The sequence below is a fragment of the Oceanobacillus sp. FSL W7-1304 genome (assembly GCF_037969805.1).
GTDB lineage: Bacteria > Bacillota > Bacilli > Bacillales > Amphibacillaceae > Oceanobacillus > Oceanobacillus profundus.
In genome coordinates, this window is record NZ_CP150211.1 from 1,715,744 (window position 1) to 1,731,824 (window position 16,081).

Annotated in this window: 15 protein-coding genes; 5 read left to right on the forward strand and 10 right to left on the reverse strand. The window is 34.1% G+C overall.

Features of this window, described 5'->3' with window-relative positions:
* Positions 1-3: 3 nt before the first annotated feature.
* On the forward strand, positions 4-1,185 hold the full coding sequence (locus NYE61_RS08695) for an MFS transporter (protein WP_303447725.1): 1,182 nt from the start codon (positions 4-6) through the stop codon (positions 1,183-1,185).
* 238 nt (positions 1,186-1,423) lie between these two features.
* Here the strand turns inward: NYE61_RS08695 and NYE61_RS08700 are convergent, their stop codons facing one another.
* The 5 genes from NYE61_RS08700 to NYE61_RS08720 all read right to left on the reverse strand — a co-directional run bounded on the left by NYE61_RS08700 (position 1,424) and on the right by NYE61_RS08720 (position 6,774).
* Complete coding sequence (locus tag NYE61_RS08700; RefSeq protein WP_303447727.1) at positions 1,424-2,722, reverse strand: MFS transporter; 1,299 nt, start codon at positions 2,720-2,722, stop codon at positions 1,424-1,426.
* A 19-nt stretch (positions 2,723-2,741) separates the two neighbouring features.
* Positions 2,742-3,401, reverse strand: a complete 660-nt coding sequence (locus tag NYE61_RS08705; RefSeq protein WP_118890138.1) for a metalloregulator ArsR/SmtB family transcription factor — start codon at positions 3,399-3,401, stop codon at positions 2,742-2,744.
* A gap of 273 nt (positions 3,402-3,674) precedes the next feature.
* Positions 3,675-4,085 (reverse strand): DUF4064 domain-containing protein, encoded by a 411-nt coding sequence (locus NYE61_RS08710; RefSeq protein ID WP_303447729.1) that lies wholly within the window; start codon positions 4,083-4,085, stop codon positions 3,675-3,677.
* A gap of 732 nt (positions 4,086-4,817) precedes the next feature.
* Entirely contained in the window at positions 4,818-5,654 is an 837-nt protein-coding gene (locus tag NYE61_RS08715; RefSeq protein ID WP_095312698.1) for an undecaprenyl-diphosphate phosphatase, read from the reverse strand.
* A gap of 547 nt (positions 5,655-6,201) precedes the next feature.
* Positions 6,202-6,774: a dihydrofolate reductase family protein gene (locus NYE61_RS08720; protein WP_303447731.1), complete on the reverse strand. Its 573-nt coding sequence runs from the start codon at positions 6,772-6,774 to the stop codon at positions 6,202-6,204.
* A gap of 118 nt (positions 6,775-6,892) precedes the next feature.
* Between NYE61_RS08720 and NYE61_RS08725 the strand changes: the two genes are divergently transcribed.
* Complete coding sequence (locus NYE61_RS08725) at positions 6,893-7,834, forward strand: YafY family protein (protein WP_303447733.1); 942 nt, start codon at positions 6,893-6,895, stop codon at positions 7,832-7,834.
* 244 nt (positions 7,835-8,078) lie between these two features.
* On the opposite strand, the gene NYE61_RS08730 is transcribed toward NYE61_RS08725, so the two are convergent.
* Both NYE61_RS08730 and NYE61_RS08735 read right to left on the reverse strand, forming a co-directional pair.
* Positions 8,079-8,357, reverse strand: a complete 279-nt coding sequence (locus tag NYE61_RS08730; RefSeq protein WP_303447735.1) for a hypothetical protein — start codon at positions 8,355-8,357, stop codon at positions 8,079-8,081.
* Positions 8,332-8,607 (reverse strand): TetR/AcrR family transcriptional regulator, encoded by a 276-nt coding sequence (locus tag NYE61_RS08735; protein ID WP_303447737.1) that lies wholly within the window; start codon positions 8,605-8,607, stop codon positions 8,332-8,334. Before NYE61_RS08735 ends, NYE61_RS08730 begins: the two co-directional genes overlap by 26 nt.
* Before the next feature lie 477 nt (positions 8,608-9,084).
* On the opposite strand from NYE61_RS08735, the gene NYE61_RS08740 reads away from it, so the two are divergent.
* Genes NYE61_RS08740 through NYE61_RS08750 form a run of 3 tightly spaced genes read left to right on the forward strand, consistent with a single transcriptional unit; the run spans position 9,085 to position 11,486 of the window.
* Positions 9,085-10,026: a S8 family serine peptidase gene (locus NYE61_RS08740; RefSeq protein WP_303447739.1), complete on the forward strand. Its 942-nt coding sequence runs from the start codon at positions 9,085-9,087 to the stop codon at positions 10,024-10,026.
* A 2-nt stretch (positions 10,027-10,028) separates the two neighbouring features.
* Positions 10,029-10,961, forward strand: coding sequence for an SAR2788 family putative toxin (locus NYE61_RS08745; protein WP_303447740.1), 933 nt, complete (start codon positions 10,029-10,031; stop codon positions 10,959-10,961).
* Between the two features lie 12 nt (positions 10,962-10,973).
* Entirely contained in the window at positions 10,974-11,486 is a 513-nt protein-coding gene (locus NYE61_RS08750) for a hypothetical protein (RefSeq protein ID WP_303447742.1), read from the forward strand.
* 1,458 nt (positions 11,487-12,944) lie between these two features.
* Here the strand turns inward: NYE61_RS08750 and rlmD are convergent.
* The 3 genes from rlmD to NYE61_RS08765 all read right to left on the reverse strand — a co-directional run bounded on the left by rlmD (position 12,945) and on the right by NYE61_RS08765 (position 15,995).
* A complete protein-coding gene (rlmD, locus tag NYE61_RS08755; RefSeq protein WP_303447744.1) occupies positions 12,945-14,324 on the reverse strand; it encodes a 23S rRNA (uracil(1939)-C(5))-methyltransferase RlmD in 1,380 nt (459 codons plus the stop codon).
* Positions 14,325-14,430: 106 nt separating this feature from the next.
* Positions 14,431-15,003: a Uma2 family endonuclease gene (locus NYE61_RS08760; RefSeq protein WP_303447745.1), complete on the reverse strand. Its 573-nt coding sequence runs from the start codon at positions 15,001-15,003 to the stop codon at positions 14,431-14,433.
* 77 nt (positions 15,004-15,080) lie between these two features.
* Positions 15,081-15,995: a diacylglycerol kinase gene (locus tag NYE61_RS08765; protein WP_095312656.1), complete on the reverse strand. Its 915-nt coding sequence runs from the start codon at positions 15,993-15,995 to the stop codon at positions 15,081-15,083.
* Positions 15,996-16,081: the final 86 nt, after the last annotated feature.

The following is a 16,081-nucleotide window of genomic DNA, read 5'->3' on the forward strand; positions in this document are numbered from 1 at the left end:
CAGATGACAATCTTAAAGAACATTACCGCAAAACAAGAATTTTTATTACTCATTATCCCTCTTTTTCTCATTGAATTTGTTAGGGGGGCATTTGTTTTTAGCTACCTTCCAGGTTTATCTATCCACCCTGGGGGTATTGCTTTAACGATCATTGGACTAGCTATATCCATTCATTTTATAGGTGATTCCGCGACAAATTTAATTGTTGGCTATTTTATGAAGCTATTTGGAAGTAATGTTGTCATTCATCTAAGCTTTATCTTTTCGATAATAGGTCTTGTGATGGCTGCAATATGGACGAATGGTATAACGCTGATTGTTAGTGCTTTATTTTTAGGAATTGGCATTTGTCCCCTATGGATCATTTTATTATCCAAAGCAGGTAAACAACAGCGTGGGCAAAATATTAGTATTGTTTATTTTGGTTGGCTTGCTGGGATTGGCGCTGGGTTAATAACGATGAACCATTATTTACAATTCAACTTTAAGTATATTTTATGGTTTCTTCCTGCACTCATTCTACTTGGCTGGCTAATTTATACGCTTGTGAATAAGGGTGACGTATCATATCGGCTCTCTAACCTTAAGGAACAAAAAGACAATACCATTACATTAATAAAAAAGAGTAAAGCCGTCGTACCTGGATTATTATTGCAGGGTGTTGCAATGGGAATGATTATCCCAATTCTCCCGGCATTCGCAATTAATGTATTGCACGTTTCAACGGATCAATATTCCTTATTAATGTTGCTAGGTGGTGGAAGTGCGTTATTATTCCTTGTTCCAATTGGAAAATTGGTTGATAAAATTTCAAATAAAGTCGTCCTTTTTATTATTGGATTTTGTTTGTTTGCTCTGTCGCTATTAATCCTAATTACGAGCCCTAACATTGTGGCTACATTTGCAATCGTCATTTCGCTCGGATTGTTTTACGCCTTATTTTTACCAGCTTGGAATGCATTTATTGCTGGATTTATACCTGAAAATTTAAAGGAAGCTGGCTGGGGTATCTTCTCCGCCTTACAAGGCTTTGGTGTCATGATTGGACCAACCATCGGCAGCGTTTTAGCCAACCAAAATCAAACCATAACGACGATAAAAGTGAGTGCAGCTATATTTGGTATCACCGCAGTCATTTACTTACTTTATGCTTTGTTTTTTCGAAGGAAGAAAATCTTGCTTTAAATAAAATAGAGTTTTCCAGATTCAAATCAATGGTTGTCAAAAGCAATATTAGATGAAATGGAATGAAAAAAGAGAAATGAAACATTACATGAGATATTGGGATTTGGTTATTCACGACATTTTAAATAAGACTGAACCCATATTGGATCCAGCCCTAATATAAAATGATATTTAAGTAAAAAAATCATTTAAAGAAAGATTGAATACGTAGTGTTATATCAACTGCAACAGGTACCTTTTATAACTCTTTTACTTTTTTGTCCGAAGTTAATACAGCTTTACTTTTATGAGACCAAATCACAACCGGAATAAGGATTAAAGATAAAACCCCTCCAGCAAGTGATAGCATTTCGTAACTTGAACCAGCGACAACCATTCCTGACATGGCACTACCAGACGCTCCTGCTAATGCTATAAAGACATCAACTGTTCCTTGAGTTTTGGCCCGTGTTAAAGGTTCTGTTGCATCAACAATTAAAGCTGTTCCACTTATCAAACCAAAATTCCATCCGATTCCAAGTAATGAAAGTGCAACAATTAGAAGCAATAAAGAATCTCCCGGGGCAAGCGCTGCTACAATACCTGAGGCGAGTAATGTAACGCCAGAAGCAATTACCATGGCGGTTCGACCTATCTTGTCAACAAGAATTCCAGTGAAAAGTGATGGAAGATACATGGAACCTATATGAAAGCCAATAACAAGCCCAATTGCACCTAAACTATGACCATGATGCCCCATATGAATTGGTGTCATTGTCATAATAGCAATCATCACAATTTGCGTAAGTACCATTGTGAGAGCACCAACTGTAATTCGTTTTTTGTTTAGGTGATTCTTCTCAGGTATTTTTTTAGGTTCTGTTTTTTGCTTATTTTCATTTATTTTTAACGCTATAATGAATGGATCAGGACGTAAAAAGGCAAATAATACAATACCTGCTACTATAAATGCTGTCGCGGATAAAATAAAAGGACCCGCTAATTCTGGGACACCAATTGAAAGAGCGACATTCCCCATCACCTCTACTAAGTTGGGACCTGCAACTGCACCGAATGTAGTTGAAACCATCGCTATACTCACTGCAGTTGCTCGCTGTTTGTTCGAAGCCAAGTCTGTACCAGCATAACGGGCTTGTAAATTGGTTGCAGTACCTGCACCATAAACAAGTAGAGAAGCGAATAATAAAAACACACTATTTAAGACAGCAGCAAACACAACACCTATTGCTCCAAGTCCACCTGTTATAAATCCTGTTGCTAGACCCATACGTCTTCCAAAACGGTTAGAAAGTCTCCCTACTGTTAAAGCAGCTCCTGCAGATCCTAACGTAAATAAAGCAGCAGGAAGCCCTGCAAATGCGTTTGTTCCAAGCATTTGTTCAGCAAGTAGTGCCCCTACTGTTATTCCAGCAGCTAATCCTGCCCCGCCAAACATTTGAGAAATAACAACGATGATTAATGTACGTTTATATAATTGTCTTTGTTTCGCTGGATTATCTATATAACTTTGGATCAAATCATTCGTTTCACGAGACATATTACCCCTCCTTCCTCCATTAATTTAAGCTATCTTCAAATTGATACCAATCTTGAACGTTGCTTTCAAAACGAAAGGCATGTATTCCTCTCGTCTTTAAAAGCTCTACTGCTTCTACTGACATCAAACAGTATGGTCCTCTGCAGTAGGCAACTACATCACAGTGGGTTGGTAAAGAAGAGAGTTTTTCCTTTAATTCCTCAATTGGCATCGAAACAGCACCCGGAATATGAGCTTTTTCATACTCTTCTTTCGGCCTGACATCTAACAATAAAACTTCACCTTTTTCCATCCGGTCTTTAAGTTCCACAAGTGAAATACCATTCATGCCAAGATTGGCATTTAAGAATTCTTGTTTTATTTGTTGCACCTGTACAAACTGCTTTTCTGACAAAGTATGCAGACACTTTAGAAAGCCGGAAATCGCTGTATCTGCTAATTCGTAGATTACATAGTTACCTTTCTTCTGAAACTTTACCAATCTGGAATTAGAGAGAGTTTGTAAATGTTGAGATACATTTGCCACAGACATGGTAGTTGCTTTCGCCAATGCTTCCACCGATTTTGGGCCTTGAGATAAGATATCAAGAATCTCTATACGCTTTGGGCTGGAAAGGCTTTTACCTAGTCTTGCAAACTCTTGATATAATAAATCTTTTAAATTTCTTTCGTTTAGCATTTTAAATCACCAACTATTCAAGTGTTTTATTGAATAGTTGAATTATAGTCATAACCACTATCTTTTGTCAATCCTTTATTTAGAAGTAAAAAACAAGTGGAATAATGAAAACCACTTGTTTTTTTTACTTTGCATTTTGATGGGATTTTTAACTATGTGTACATAACATGCCTTAACCCTAAAAAAGACCAAAAAGCTGATACCTTTTAAAGGCGGTGGCGTTAGACCACGCATTTGTAGTAAGAAGAGACTAAGGATTCCAGTAATATTGTGTTACTGAATAAGTTGAGGCGGCTTTCGAACAAAGCACATAATACCAGCAATAAGTATGAAGATACCTGGAAAAATACCAAACCCAACAGTAATAACAGCACCCAAGACAGAAGTCACAATGAAAATAATACCAGCACTTTTAGGGTGCTTATTACCTTTAATTAAGAAAATAGCGACAATACTCAATATAATAGCCAGCACAGATACAATGAGAATAAGCCATCCGCCTGTACTCAATCCTTCAATTAGAGTGTCCAGATCACCAAGACCCATTTCTGGAGTTTGCTCTACGATATCTTGAAGGATAGCTTCATTATTTTGCAGAACTAACATAACAACTCCAAAAGCTCCAAGAAGTCCGTAACCTAAAATTCCAATTATAGCTAATACAATTTCGACTGTTCTTTTCATTATCTCTCCCTCCTTTCTGTTTTATTGACCTGCAATACCACGTTCCTCATATGAGAAGGAAGTTATTGTAATTATTGAGTGTACTAAATTTACAATTGATTCCATTAGAAGCACCTCCCTAAAATAATGCGTTATACTTTTTTCATACGAAATAAAAAGGTAAAAGTTTCAACTGACAAAATATGTTCGAAACACTATCGATGAAGAAATAAAGCTAGACCTCTTAATGAATCCAGCTTACGATATTGATTTTTGATTTGATCGGTAAAGACGATTAAACTGGTGGTGGAAACAAACCAGAGACAAATCTGTATCACCCGTTCCTCAAAAATTCGGTAGACCTTAACCACATATCTTCAACTAGAATTGTATGACTCTACCAAATATTTAGCAGAGGGCAGAAGAATTTATTTGTAGTGCGAAACAATTTTTATATTGTTCCATAATTACGATTTTAGATTAAAAATGGGATTCGATCAGATTCGATTTAGGAACAAAAATCCAAAGGTAAGCCAGGAAGGATTGGAGATCGAATAAAAAAAGATCCCGAATTCGCAAATGTTTATTTTTACGAAGACAGGATTAGAATAGAGGATGTTTATTTGCTTAGCAAAGTATTATTGTATTACATAGGAAAAGAAAGTGTTTCAGTAGCATAAGAAAAATCAATTTTTAATGAAATAGACTCCATTAATAAACAAATAAGATCATCTGTATTGTCCTATGTCAGATTTAGAAATATAAAAAGTAGATTACAATTACTAATATAATACGATAAATTGCAAATGGGATTAATTTAACTTTATTAATTAATTTCAGGAAAAAACGAATAGATATTAATGCGAATACAAATGCACTAATAAACCCAACAATGAAAAATGGTAAAGCATCTAAGGTAAAGTACTCCCAGTTTTTTATTAATGACAAGAAACTTGCACCAGCCATAATTGGGACAGCCATGATAAATGTAAAGTCTGAGGCTGTGCGGTGATTCATCCCCACTAATACACCACCTGAAATGGTTGCACCTGACCTAGAAAACCCTGGCCACAATGATAAGCATTGAATTAATCCAACTGAAAATGCTTGTTTATAAGTTATTTGATCCACAGATACAACTTTTGGATTTTTAGAACGAAGTAAATCCGCTGCAATCATAAAGAATGCACCAATTAATAAACCAATTAGAACGGTTTTGGTTGTAAAGAGGTTCTCATCAATATAGTCCTCAAATAGTAATCCTAAAACCCCTGCTGGAATCAAACCAACAATAATGTGGGTTAATTTTAGATGTTCCCTATTATATACTTCACCCTTTTTATTAAAAATACGATTTAATCCAAGCAAATCAATAAATCTATCCTTAAATACAATCACAACGGCTAAAATAGATCCGAGCTGAATAACTATCTTAAACGTATTTGCCGCATATTGTCCCAAAAATTCGGTAGACTTTAGCCACATATCATCAACTAGGATCATATGTCCTGTAGAGGATACTGGTGCGAATTCTGTTAATCCCTCCACTAACCCTAATATTATTGCTTTTATTAACTCAACGAAATCCATTCTTTAAACTCCTTTTAAATTGAAATTTCATTACCATAAAAGATTTGCACCCTCAAAATCTTTTTTTACTCTTTCAAAACAAAAAACAGTTTTTGAATCATCTTCTATAGTAAAATTTTTTTCATAAAAAAACTATCCTCTAATACAAATATATCTCATTCACATATAAAATCATATTTCTATTGTCTTAAAAAATACATATTAATTTTAAAAAAGGTATCTTTACCTCCGCTTTGATAACTCAACTTTCGCAGATCGAACTAGGCAGACATGCCTTGATATAACGAGACAAATTAAAATTAATGAATAATCTTGCTTCATTCTCTTCCACTTTGAAGCGTTAAATCAGTCTGAACAAAAAGATCTACAAATGACGAAGATAACTCTGCTTATATAGTTCGGCAACTATGTATTTAACCGAAGTTCTAGTGACTATTTAGTAAGAAAAATCCTCCCATCATTAAGAATGGAAGGATGTTAATAATTATTTACTCTTTCATTAGTTGAGAAGAAAATTTACTTTTACCTCAGCTTTAGCATAAACTTATCAATTACTGTCATTAAGGTGATAGCAAAGTTGAACAACACCAGAGTAAAATCTTTTTGTATCAATCAGTCTTAGATTCACTTTCTCCTTTATGTCTATAAACAAAGGTTTTCCTTCCCCTAAAATAACAGGGTGAACAGATAACCTAAATTCATCAACCAACCCTAATTTTATAAAAGTTGTAATAAGACTCGCCCCACCATATAGCCAGATATCTCTACCAGGCTTTTTCTTTAATTTATTAACTTCTTCAACAATGTTATCATTTACTAATATCGCTTGATTATCAGACTCTTTTTGTGTTTTGGAAAATACATATTTCTTTTTACTATGAACCAGTTTCCAAATTTCTTTTTCGTTATCTGAATCATCATTTTTGGGGATATATTGTCCCCATAAATCGTAGCTTTTTCTTCCATATAAAATTGTATCAATTTGATTCAAGAAATTTGTGAAACCCATATCCGATTCCATGATGCACCAGTCAACTTCTCCATTCGGTCCTTCAATAAATCCATCTAAAGTAACTGCTAAATCCAGAATTACTCTTCTTGCACTTTCGTTAATGCCCATATTTTTATCTCCTTTTATCTTATAGATTTTCCTTGTTGATAAAATCATAATGTATAAACTATACTAAACGTAAAACATGACAAGTAATGACATGATTAATTGAAAAGAGGTGAGCAAAATGTCAAAAGCAAAGCGTCTATTAGATATTCTTATGTTTGTCACCGCTAAGAAAAATTTTACAGCACAAGAAATAGCAGATGAATTTAATATATCCATTCGTACTGTACATAGATACATACTAGATTTATCTGATATGGGAATGCCAATTTACTCTGAACAAGGACGAAATGGAGGGTATACAGTATTAACAAGTAGACTTCTTCCCCCTATTTTATTTACAGAAGAAGAAGTTGTTTCTATCTTCTTTGCTTTTCAATCTCTAAATTACTATCGCAACTTGCCTTTTGATTCTGAAATTACCTCGGTTGAACATAAATTATATAGTTCACTTCAGAGTGAAGCTAAAATAAAAGTGGATAAAATTCGTTCTTATATTGCTTTTTGGAATCCTAAAAGAACGATTGATACCCCATTTTTAAAAGATATTCTAGAGCATTCTATTGAAAATAAAAATTTACATATTCAATATGAATCTAAATCAGGAATGAGAAAAAAACACATCCATCCTATCGGTGTATATGCTCATGATGGATTATGGTACTTACCTGCTTACGATTATCATAAGAAAAAAATATTACTGTATCGTGTAGATCGCATTCTATCAATCTTATCAGCTGAGAAAAATGAAGATGATTTCATGAATTTAAAAGAATGGTTCAACTTTCATGAGGTAAAAAACCCTGTTCGACTGCATGTGATCTTAACAGTGGAAGGTGTCCGTCAATGTAAAAGTGTTCCTTATTTCGATGGTTTTGTAGGCACACAAGAAGATGGAACTGGATACATAGATACAATCATTGATAGAGGTGAACTTAATTTTATAACATCACTATTTTTGAGGCTTGGAAGTCATGCACGAATTTTGGAACCGAAGGAATTAATAGTTGGATTACGTAAACAAGCTGAAGAAATTTTGACTATGTATCAAGATGAGAATTAGAATCTTGAGCTATTAAGCTATATTCCAACAATAATTTTGTTTCTATTATTTCACCTGTAAAACACAGCTTTGAGAAAAGATGAATTTTATTGAATAAGTATTGAATTATTATTGCTTTAATATTAACGCTCATTAAGAAATGTTTTTCTTAATAATTCCATTATAAAAATGATAAGGGGGACCCTCAACGAACAAAGATAGAAAACTGTTTCAATTTGCGACATTATTTATTTTTTGTTTCATTTTATATAAATACATCTTCGAAAAATTCAATAATATATTCTTTTGTATATTGATTACCACGATCAAAAACCCATTTTTTCAAAATTGTACGCATACCACTACTATAAAAATCACATAACAATTCTGGATACCTAGCGTTACGAATGTTTTGTGATATAGCATCTTCATACTTTGATGCATTTTGTAAAAGCATTTGACTGATAAATTTGTCTAATGATTCATATAAATAACCTGAAGCCTCTGCTGTTATATGTTTAAAGAAGTGACATATTACTGTCAATATAATCAATTACATATGTAACAATAGTTGTCTTCGCCTCAGAAAAGGGTAGTTTGTCATACAATTCCTTAGTTACGCTCTCAACTAGTGTATTTAATAGTACATATTTGTCACTATAATAACGATAAAACGTGCTACGATGAATAAGTGTCTGATCACAAATATCCTGCACGGTAATGTCAGAGAAGTGTCTTATTTTTAATAATGTATAAAATCCTTGTTGAATATGTTGCTTAGTCCGTTCACTCAAAGAAATACTTCCTTTCTCATCAATTTATAGCTATTAGTAAAAGTGTCTCTTTTATAGAATAACGGCATTTAGAGTAATGAAACAACAAACAATACTACTGTACGATTTTCACCATAAATATGACCAACAGTTCAAATAATTTTAGGTTTATATATAAAATCCTTCTTCCGATAACCTGCCACGTTAGTACAACAATTTCAACACGAAGGTGCGTTAATCCTTCTTGAATTAACGTACCATTTATTTAAATAAAAGCTAACATAAAATTATAATAATAGCTATTGGAGAAACTATAAAAAACCAATTCAACCCCTGCAATAAATATGTTAAGAATTTATTCATTTTTGCTTAATGTTTTCTAATATAAAAGAATGAAATTGACGAATTTTTAGTATATATGTTGAATATTGTATCCGTATTTATTATAATAATTCCGACCTTATTTCCATTTTTTCACTAATAAGAGGGAGGGATGTAGTGAAAAAAAGACAACTTTATGTAATGTTACTTATCTTATTATTAGTCATTATGGCAATAGTTTTTTTTCAAAGTTTCGTAGTATCCAAGCAATCTGAGGATGAATTGAAACTAGAATCACAAGTCACATCATGGGGATACGATTTATTGATATCTGACATTTATCTAGAACATAATGAAAAGGTTAAGATCGCTATTATTGACAGTGGAATAAACAAAGAGCATGAAGATTTACAACACATTAAATTCACGGAATTTAATGTTCTAGATAAAGAAACCGCCATTATTGATGAGTTTGGTCATGGAACTGCTATCGCTGGGATAATTGCAGCAGAGAATAATGAATTTGGAGTAATTGGATTATCTCAAAATGTAGAAATTTATGATGTGAAGATACTAAATGAAAATGGAAAAGGCGAGGTTGAACACCTAATTGAAGCAATTCATTGGTGTATTGAACAAAATGTAGAAATAATTAATCTAAGTTTTGGTTTTCAAACAGAAAGCAAACCACTAAAAGAGGCTGTTGATAGAGCTATATCAGAAGGCATTATTATAGTTGCATCGGTTGGCAACAGATTTGGTATGCGTGGTGATTATCCTGCAATTTATGAGGATGTTATTTCAATAACATCGGTTGATGAAGATTTAAACCGTTCTAGTTTTGCCTCTAAACATGATATTGACTATGCCATGCCAGGAGAAAATGTATACACGACTAATAAAGATGGTGGTTATTCGTTTTTTGATGGAACAAGTTTTGCTACTGCCCATGCAACAGGTATTATCTCTATCCTCCTCGATTATTATAAACAAGAACATAGTGAACTTAAAAAGAATACTAGTTTTGAAGATTATTTAAAACAGCATTCCTTTTCAAACAATGATTGGAAATTTAGTGATTATGGATTTGGCATTTTAAAATTAAGAAAAGAGGACTAATTATGAATATAGTAAAGAAAATATTTACCGTACTTATTATTACTTGTTTATTAACTACAGTTATGCCCCTAGATTCACTTCACAATGTTAAAGCAGATGATGGTGCATCTGATTCTGAATTTACACTGACTAATGAAGAACAAGAAGAAGTAGAGGAAAGTTTAAACGATGAACTGTTTACAGAATTAGATGCTGAAAATAATGAAGATTTAAATGTTGAAGTAGCTGATGTATCAAGTGATTCCTTAGTTGTAGAAACAACTTATGAAGATGATGAAAATGAAGCAAAATTTGAGTTGGAATTTTCATTTGAAACAGAAGAAATCATTATGACAAGTGAATATCTCGAAGAAGGACAAGTAGTTGAAGGGGAATATGAAATAGAAATCCTAGAAATAAACGAAGATTCATATGTTTTTAATTTTATTGATCTTAACACAGGAGAAGAATATATTGTTGACTCCACGCAAATTGAAGCATCTGCTTTACCTGTAATTGTTTATTTTATTGGTTCACAAGTTGCCAGAATAACAGTTCAACATATTGGTAAAAAAGCCATTTTAAAAATTGGTAAAAAAACATTCCAAGCGAAATCTAAAGATGCTGCCAAGAAAGCAACAGTCAATTTTTCTAATGTAACCATTAAAGCTGGAGGAAAAAATGTTTATTTTACTAAGGCTAAAATGCAACATATTCTACAAAACCACCACCCAAATTATTGGACAGGAAAAGGTGGGAAATCAATGTTTGACCCTAGTTTAAGTGTCAATGGTGTAAAAAACATTGTTACTAATGTTATTAACAGTAATAAAACTACCATTGGAAATGCTCTTAAAAAAGGAAACTCTGTTAATGCTTATAAGACTATAAATGGAATAAAATATAAAGTAAATATAGGGAAAGATGGGTATGTAAAATCAGCATATCCAGTTTAATGAGGTGATAATATGCTAAAGATTGAAACTTTGATTAAGGATACAAATATCAACATAGGTCACAAGTCTACTTTTTTATCAATTAATAATCCATTATCTGGTGATTTAGTGAATCAAACCTTAGATGAAAATGACCATGATTATCTAGAAGGAGCAATCAGATTAGAATGCAACTCTGAAGTTATCCTAACCGAAAACATGGAAACAACAGATTTGTTATTTACATGGCAAACATTAGTTGAACCTATATTAACACCAGGAAATAAAGAGTATGAAATATCAATTTTAGATTCCTTATATGAAGTTAAGATATTAACCAATAACTCAGGATTTACTTTTTGTATTAATAATACATCAAGTAAAGACAATCAAATTTCAAATACAATTCCTAAAGATGAGTATTCGAAAGCAATAATAGAGGGATTCTTAGCATTTGGAGAATTTATCGTCAATAATCAATTTTCTTTTTCAGAGGAAAGTTCCTATTCGTCTTTCGTTCAAGATTATAAAGCTTTAAAATCATGAAGAACAGAAGAGATAAGTCTCTTCTGTTTTTGGGTTCTACAATAAAATCCCAAAATGAAGCAAAAATGCACGTAGACTCCTTTATCAATTATCCTTGAGTTGTCTAGAAACAAAGAAATGATAGAAGCTGCGTTTGATAATCTGCTCTTATCGGAGAGGGTATTCACTATAATTTAACATAATTATCCATTTATAGAAACTAAGTTACTCAACTATATGGTCTGATTGTTGAACACAAGTTTAACAACGATCTTCAACTAATGCTGCCCCGTTAGTGTAATTACATTTTTCACAAACTCTATAGTCCGCTCTTATTTTACCATATATTCAAAATATTTATATCCTAACTCTTTCCTCATTCCTCTAATGCCCATTTCTACTCATCTACTATATGTACCTGTAACTTGTCCTTCCCCAACCAAACTCCCCTCAATCCCTTATCCCCCAAGTCTTCACCCCCTCTTTTACGCCACAAAGCAATGGAACTAAGTTCTTCCCCAAAACACCGAAAATGACCCGAATTAAGCCTTCTGGGTTGTGTAGAATATTCTGCCATTGTAACTAAGTTATTCCCCAGAATTGGGTAAAAGTATCAGGGGAAACTGGATAAAAGATTGGATATGCAACAATTTCAGGATGTAGTTACAGTTAGGAAATACACTGAATATAGATTGAAAATCCGTTGGATTTAGGGTTAGGAAAACTACTGAAAAGCGATTGGAAACTGTCTGAAAGCCTATATTGATAAGGGATTGAAGAAGTATTAAGCAAAAAGAATCGGACTGAATCACTATTGGATTCAGTCCGAATTTTTATTGATTTGGGATTGAAAACCCCTATTGGATGATGATTAAAAAGCCATCAAATTAAATATTGTTTTCCCTACTGTTCTCTTCGTCCTCTTCCAATTCGGATACCAACTAAGTTCCATAAGGGAAGAACAAAGTTACATTGGGAACAAGGGAGTTACAGGGAGGCAACAGCTTCCACTTAGATTTGATATTTTATTCTACAGTTACACTCTTAGCAAAGTTGCATTGTAAAACAACAGAAATACTTTACTCTTTTCTTCTATCTCTAAGTCTAGGTTGGAAATATTACAAACCAAACTTCACTTCTTTTCTCTACTATGTGACGTTAATTTAATCTCCTCCGAAATCCCCCACCTCAAACCCGCATTCCACCGTTTCAGTTAAAATAAAGATTACCTACAGAACCCCCATTTTGGACGATTCTTGATACAAAAATGCCCGTTTTTCGCCGATTTTTCACCTGTTTTTTCACCTTTTTTTCCGAAGTTGGAATAAAGTTCTCCGAGAATGTTGCATTGTGGAAAGAAGAGAAAACCGAGTAAAGACAAGGGATTGGCATAAAAAAGACCCTGATATCGAAAATGTTTATTTTAACGAAATCAGGGTCGGAATAGCAAATGTTTATTTTAACAGACAAGAGTCTATTTTAGTTTGACACGCGTCTCTCCAACCAGGTAACAGCCTCCACATGATTCGTACTAGGAAACATGTCTACAGGCTGCACTTCCTTCGCCACGTAGCCACCATCCTCTAAAATACGAAGATCTCTTGCCAATGTCGATGGATTGCAGGATACATACACAATTCGTTTCGGTTCCATATCGATCATTGCTTGTAAGAAATCAGCTTCACAGCCTTTACGTGGTGGATCAACTACAATAACGTCTGGAGTAAGGCCTTGTTCTTTCCATTTTGGCATTACTTTTTCAGCTTGTCCTACTGTAAATTCAACATTCGTAATTCCATTAAGTGCAGCATTCTTTTTAGCATCCGCAATAGCATCTGGAACAACTTCAATTCCGTAAACCTTTTTCGCCTTTTGCGCTAAAAATAAAGAAATTGTGCCGATACCACAGTATGCATCGACGACAACATCATCGCTTCCAATGTTTGCAAACTCTAATGCTTTGTCATAAAGCACCTTCGTCTGTATTGGATTTACTTGATAAAAAGACTTAGCTGAAATCGCAAAAGTAATATCGCCGATTTTATCGTAAATATATGTTTCGCCCCAAAGCACTTTTGTTTTCTCACCAAGTATGACATTTGTACGCTTCTCATTTACATTTTGAACAATCGATTTAATCTGAGGGAATCGTCTCGTTAACTCGTCAATTAAGACATCTTTATTTGGCAATCTATTCGTCCGGGTAACGAGCACAATCATGACATCATTGGTTGCATGACCGGTTCGAATCATAATATGTCTAAGGTCCCCACAATGGTTTTCTTCCTGATAAGGTTCAATCCCAAGCTGGTTAGCAAGCTGTCTAACTACTGGCAGAATTTCATTGATTGTCTCAGCTTGAATACTGCATGTGTCCATATTTTCAACGATTCGATGACTTCGTTTTTGGTAATAGCCAACAATAAGCTCACCGTTCTTCTCTCCAACAGGGACTTGTACTTTGTTGCGATAATGATATGGATGCTTCATCCCCATGATTGGATGAATTGGTACATACGGAAGATGGGCAACTTTCTTCATCACATTCTTCACTTGGTTTTGTTTCATATCAAGCTGGAGCTTATAGCTCATATGCTGTAGCTGACAACCACCGCAATGTACATGGCAGGTTGGCTCCACTCGTTCAGGACTTGACTTGGTAAGCTCCATTAATTTTCCGAAACCAAAATTTTTATTTACTTTAACAATCTTTACTATCGCTTCTTCCCCTGGTAGTACGTTTGGAACAAATAATGGATAACCATTAATTTTCCCGACACCATTCCCTTCATGGGTCAGGTCTTCAAAGCGTAGTGTGATTGTCTCGTTTTTTTTCACCGGTGTGGTTTGTTTTACCATTTATATCTTCCTTCAATTACATTATTTATAATTATTTTATCCTATTTCCTCTTCAGCAAGCAGTAAAATAAGTACCCACCGGCAAAGCGGACAGATACTTATTTTACTAATAAGCAAATACGGTTTTCAAATCAATCCGTAAATCATCAAAAATAGATACTTGAATTTCTTCCTCATCTGAATACAAACTTGGCCTACCGTAGTTTTGACTTTCTTCGAGGGTAAAAACACTAACCATCTTTTCTTGGGGTTCAACAATCCAATATTCCTGAACACCAGCCTGCTCATATTTATTGAACTTTTCAAGTTTATCTTTTCTTCCTGTCGATGGTGATAAAATTTCAATGACCATATTTGGAGCCCCTTTACAACCTGCATCATCTAATTTAGAGGTATCGCAAACAATCGTAATATCTGGCTCGAATACATTTCTGCTATCGTCTTTATCTTCTTCATCAAGATATAACACCACTTCAAATGGTGCAGGATATACCTTACACGCTTTTCCAACTAGATAATTAGCAAGTTGGCGATGTAACTCCGATAGAATTTCTTGATGGATTCTTGAAGGGGCTGCCTGCATATAAAGACGACCATCAATAATCTCTACTCTTACGTCCTCGGGCCATGATAAATAGTCGTTATACGTATAAATGCGATCTTCCTTTGGTAATGACATGTAATCACCCCAAGTTAGCAAATTTTATTATTTATTATAGCATTGTTGAACGGTCAATAACACCAAAAAGGAAGACTCTAATCCAAGTCTTCCTGCATATCAATAAATTCTTCTGGCACACAAAATTCGATGTGCTCCTGTAGGTTTACAAATTCACCAGGCAATAACCCACCATATTCACCATCGATATTTAATTGCATTTTTTCATCAGCAGATACTTTTACGTACCTCGCTTGTTTATAAATAATATTCTTACTATCCAAATGTGCGCCTCGTAGAGCGAGGGAGGCAATATGAATGAATTCAGCTAGGTTTGTTTTGCGCAAAATTAGCAAATCAAAATATCCATCATTCATTTTCGCACTTGGGGCAAGCTTTTCAAATCCCCCAACCGAATTGGTATTTGATACGAGAAATAACATAATATCATCTTCTAATACTTCATCATCATATTCAATCTTTACTTTAATTGGTTTTAGTGATGGAAGCATTTCAATCCCTTTGATATAATATGCCAGCTGTCCAAGCATTGTCTTTAGCTTGCTTGGTACATCATAGGTTAATTCCGTTAGCTTCCCGCCACCGGCAATATTCATAAAGTAATGCTCGTTGACTTTTCCAATATCCAGTAGCATCGATTTATTCGATAAAATAATATCCACTGCTTTATAGATATCTCGTGGGATTCGCAATGCTCGGGCAAAATCATTTGTTGTTCCAGCAGGGATAATTCCAAGCTTTGGCCGGTTATCGAAACCAGCTATTCCATTAATTACTTCATTAATAGTGCCGTCACCACCTGCAGCTACAATTAGATCATAGCCACGCTCTACCGCTGATTTCGCTGCTGCAATCGCATCATTTTCGCCAGTAGTAGCATGTGTGGATGTCTCGAAACCTGCAACCTCAAACTTTTCCAATATCGTTGGCAATGCTCTTTTGATTGCTTCACGCCCCGAAGTCGGATTATATATTATTCGGGCCTTTTTCATTCTATTTCCTCCCCCAATATGTTCACTCTGAAGGCTTTATCCATTTAGAACTCGTACTTTTGCATCTAATAAATATCATAGCCTTT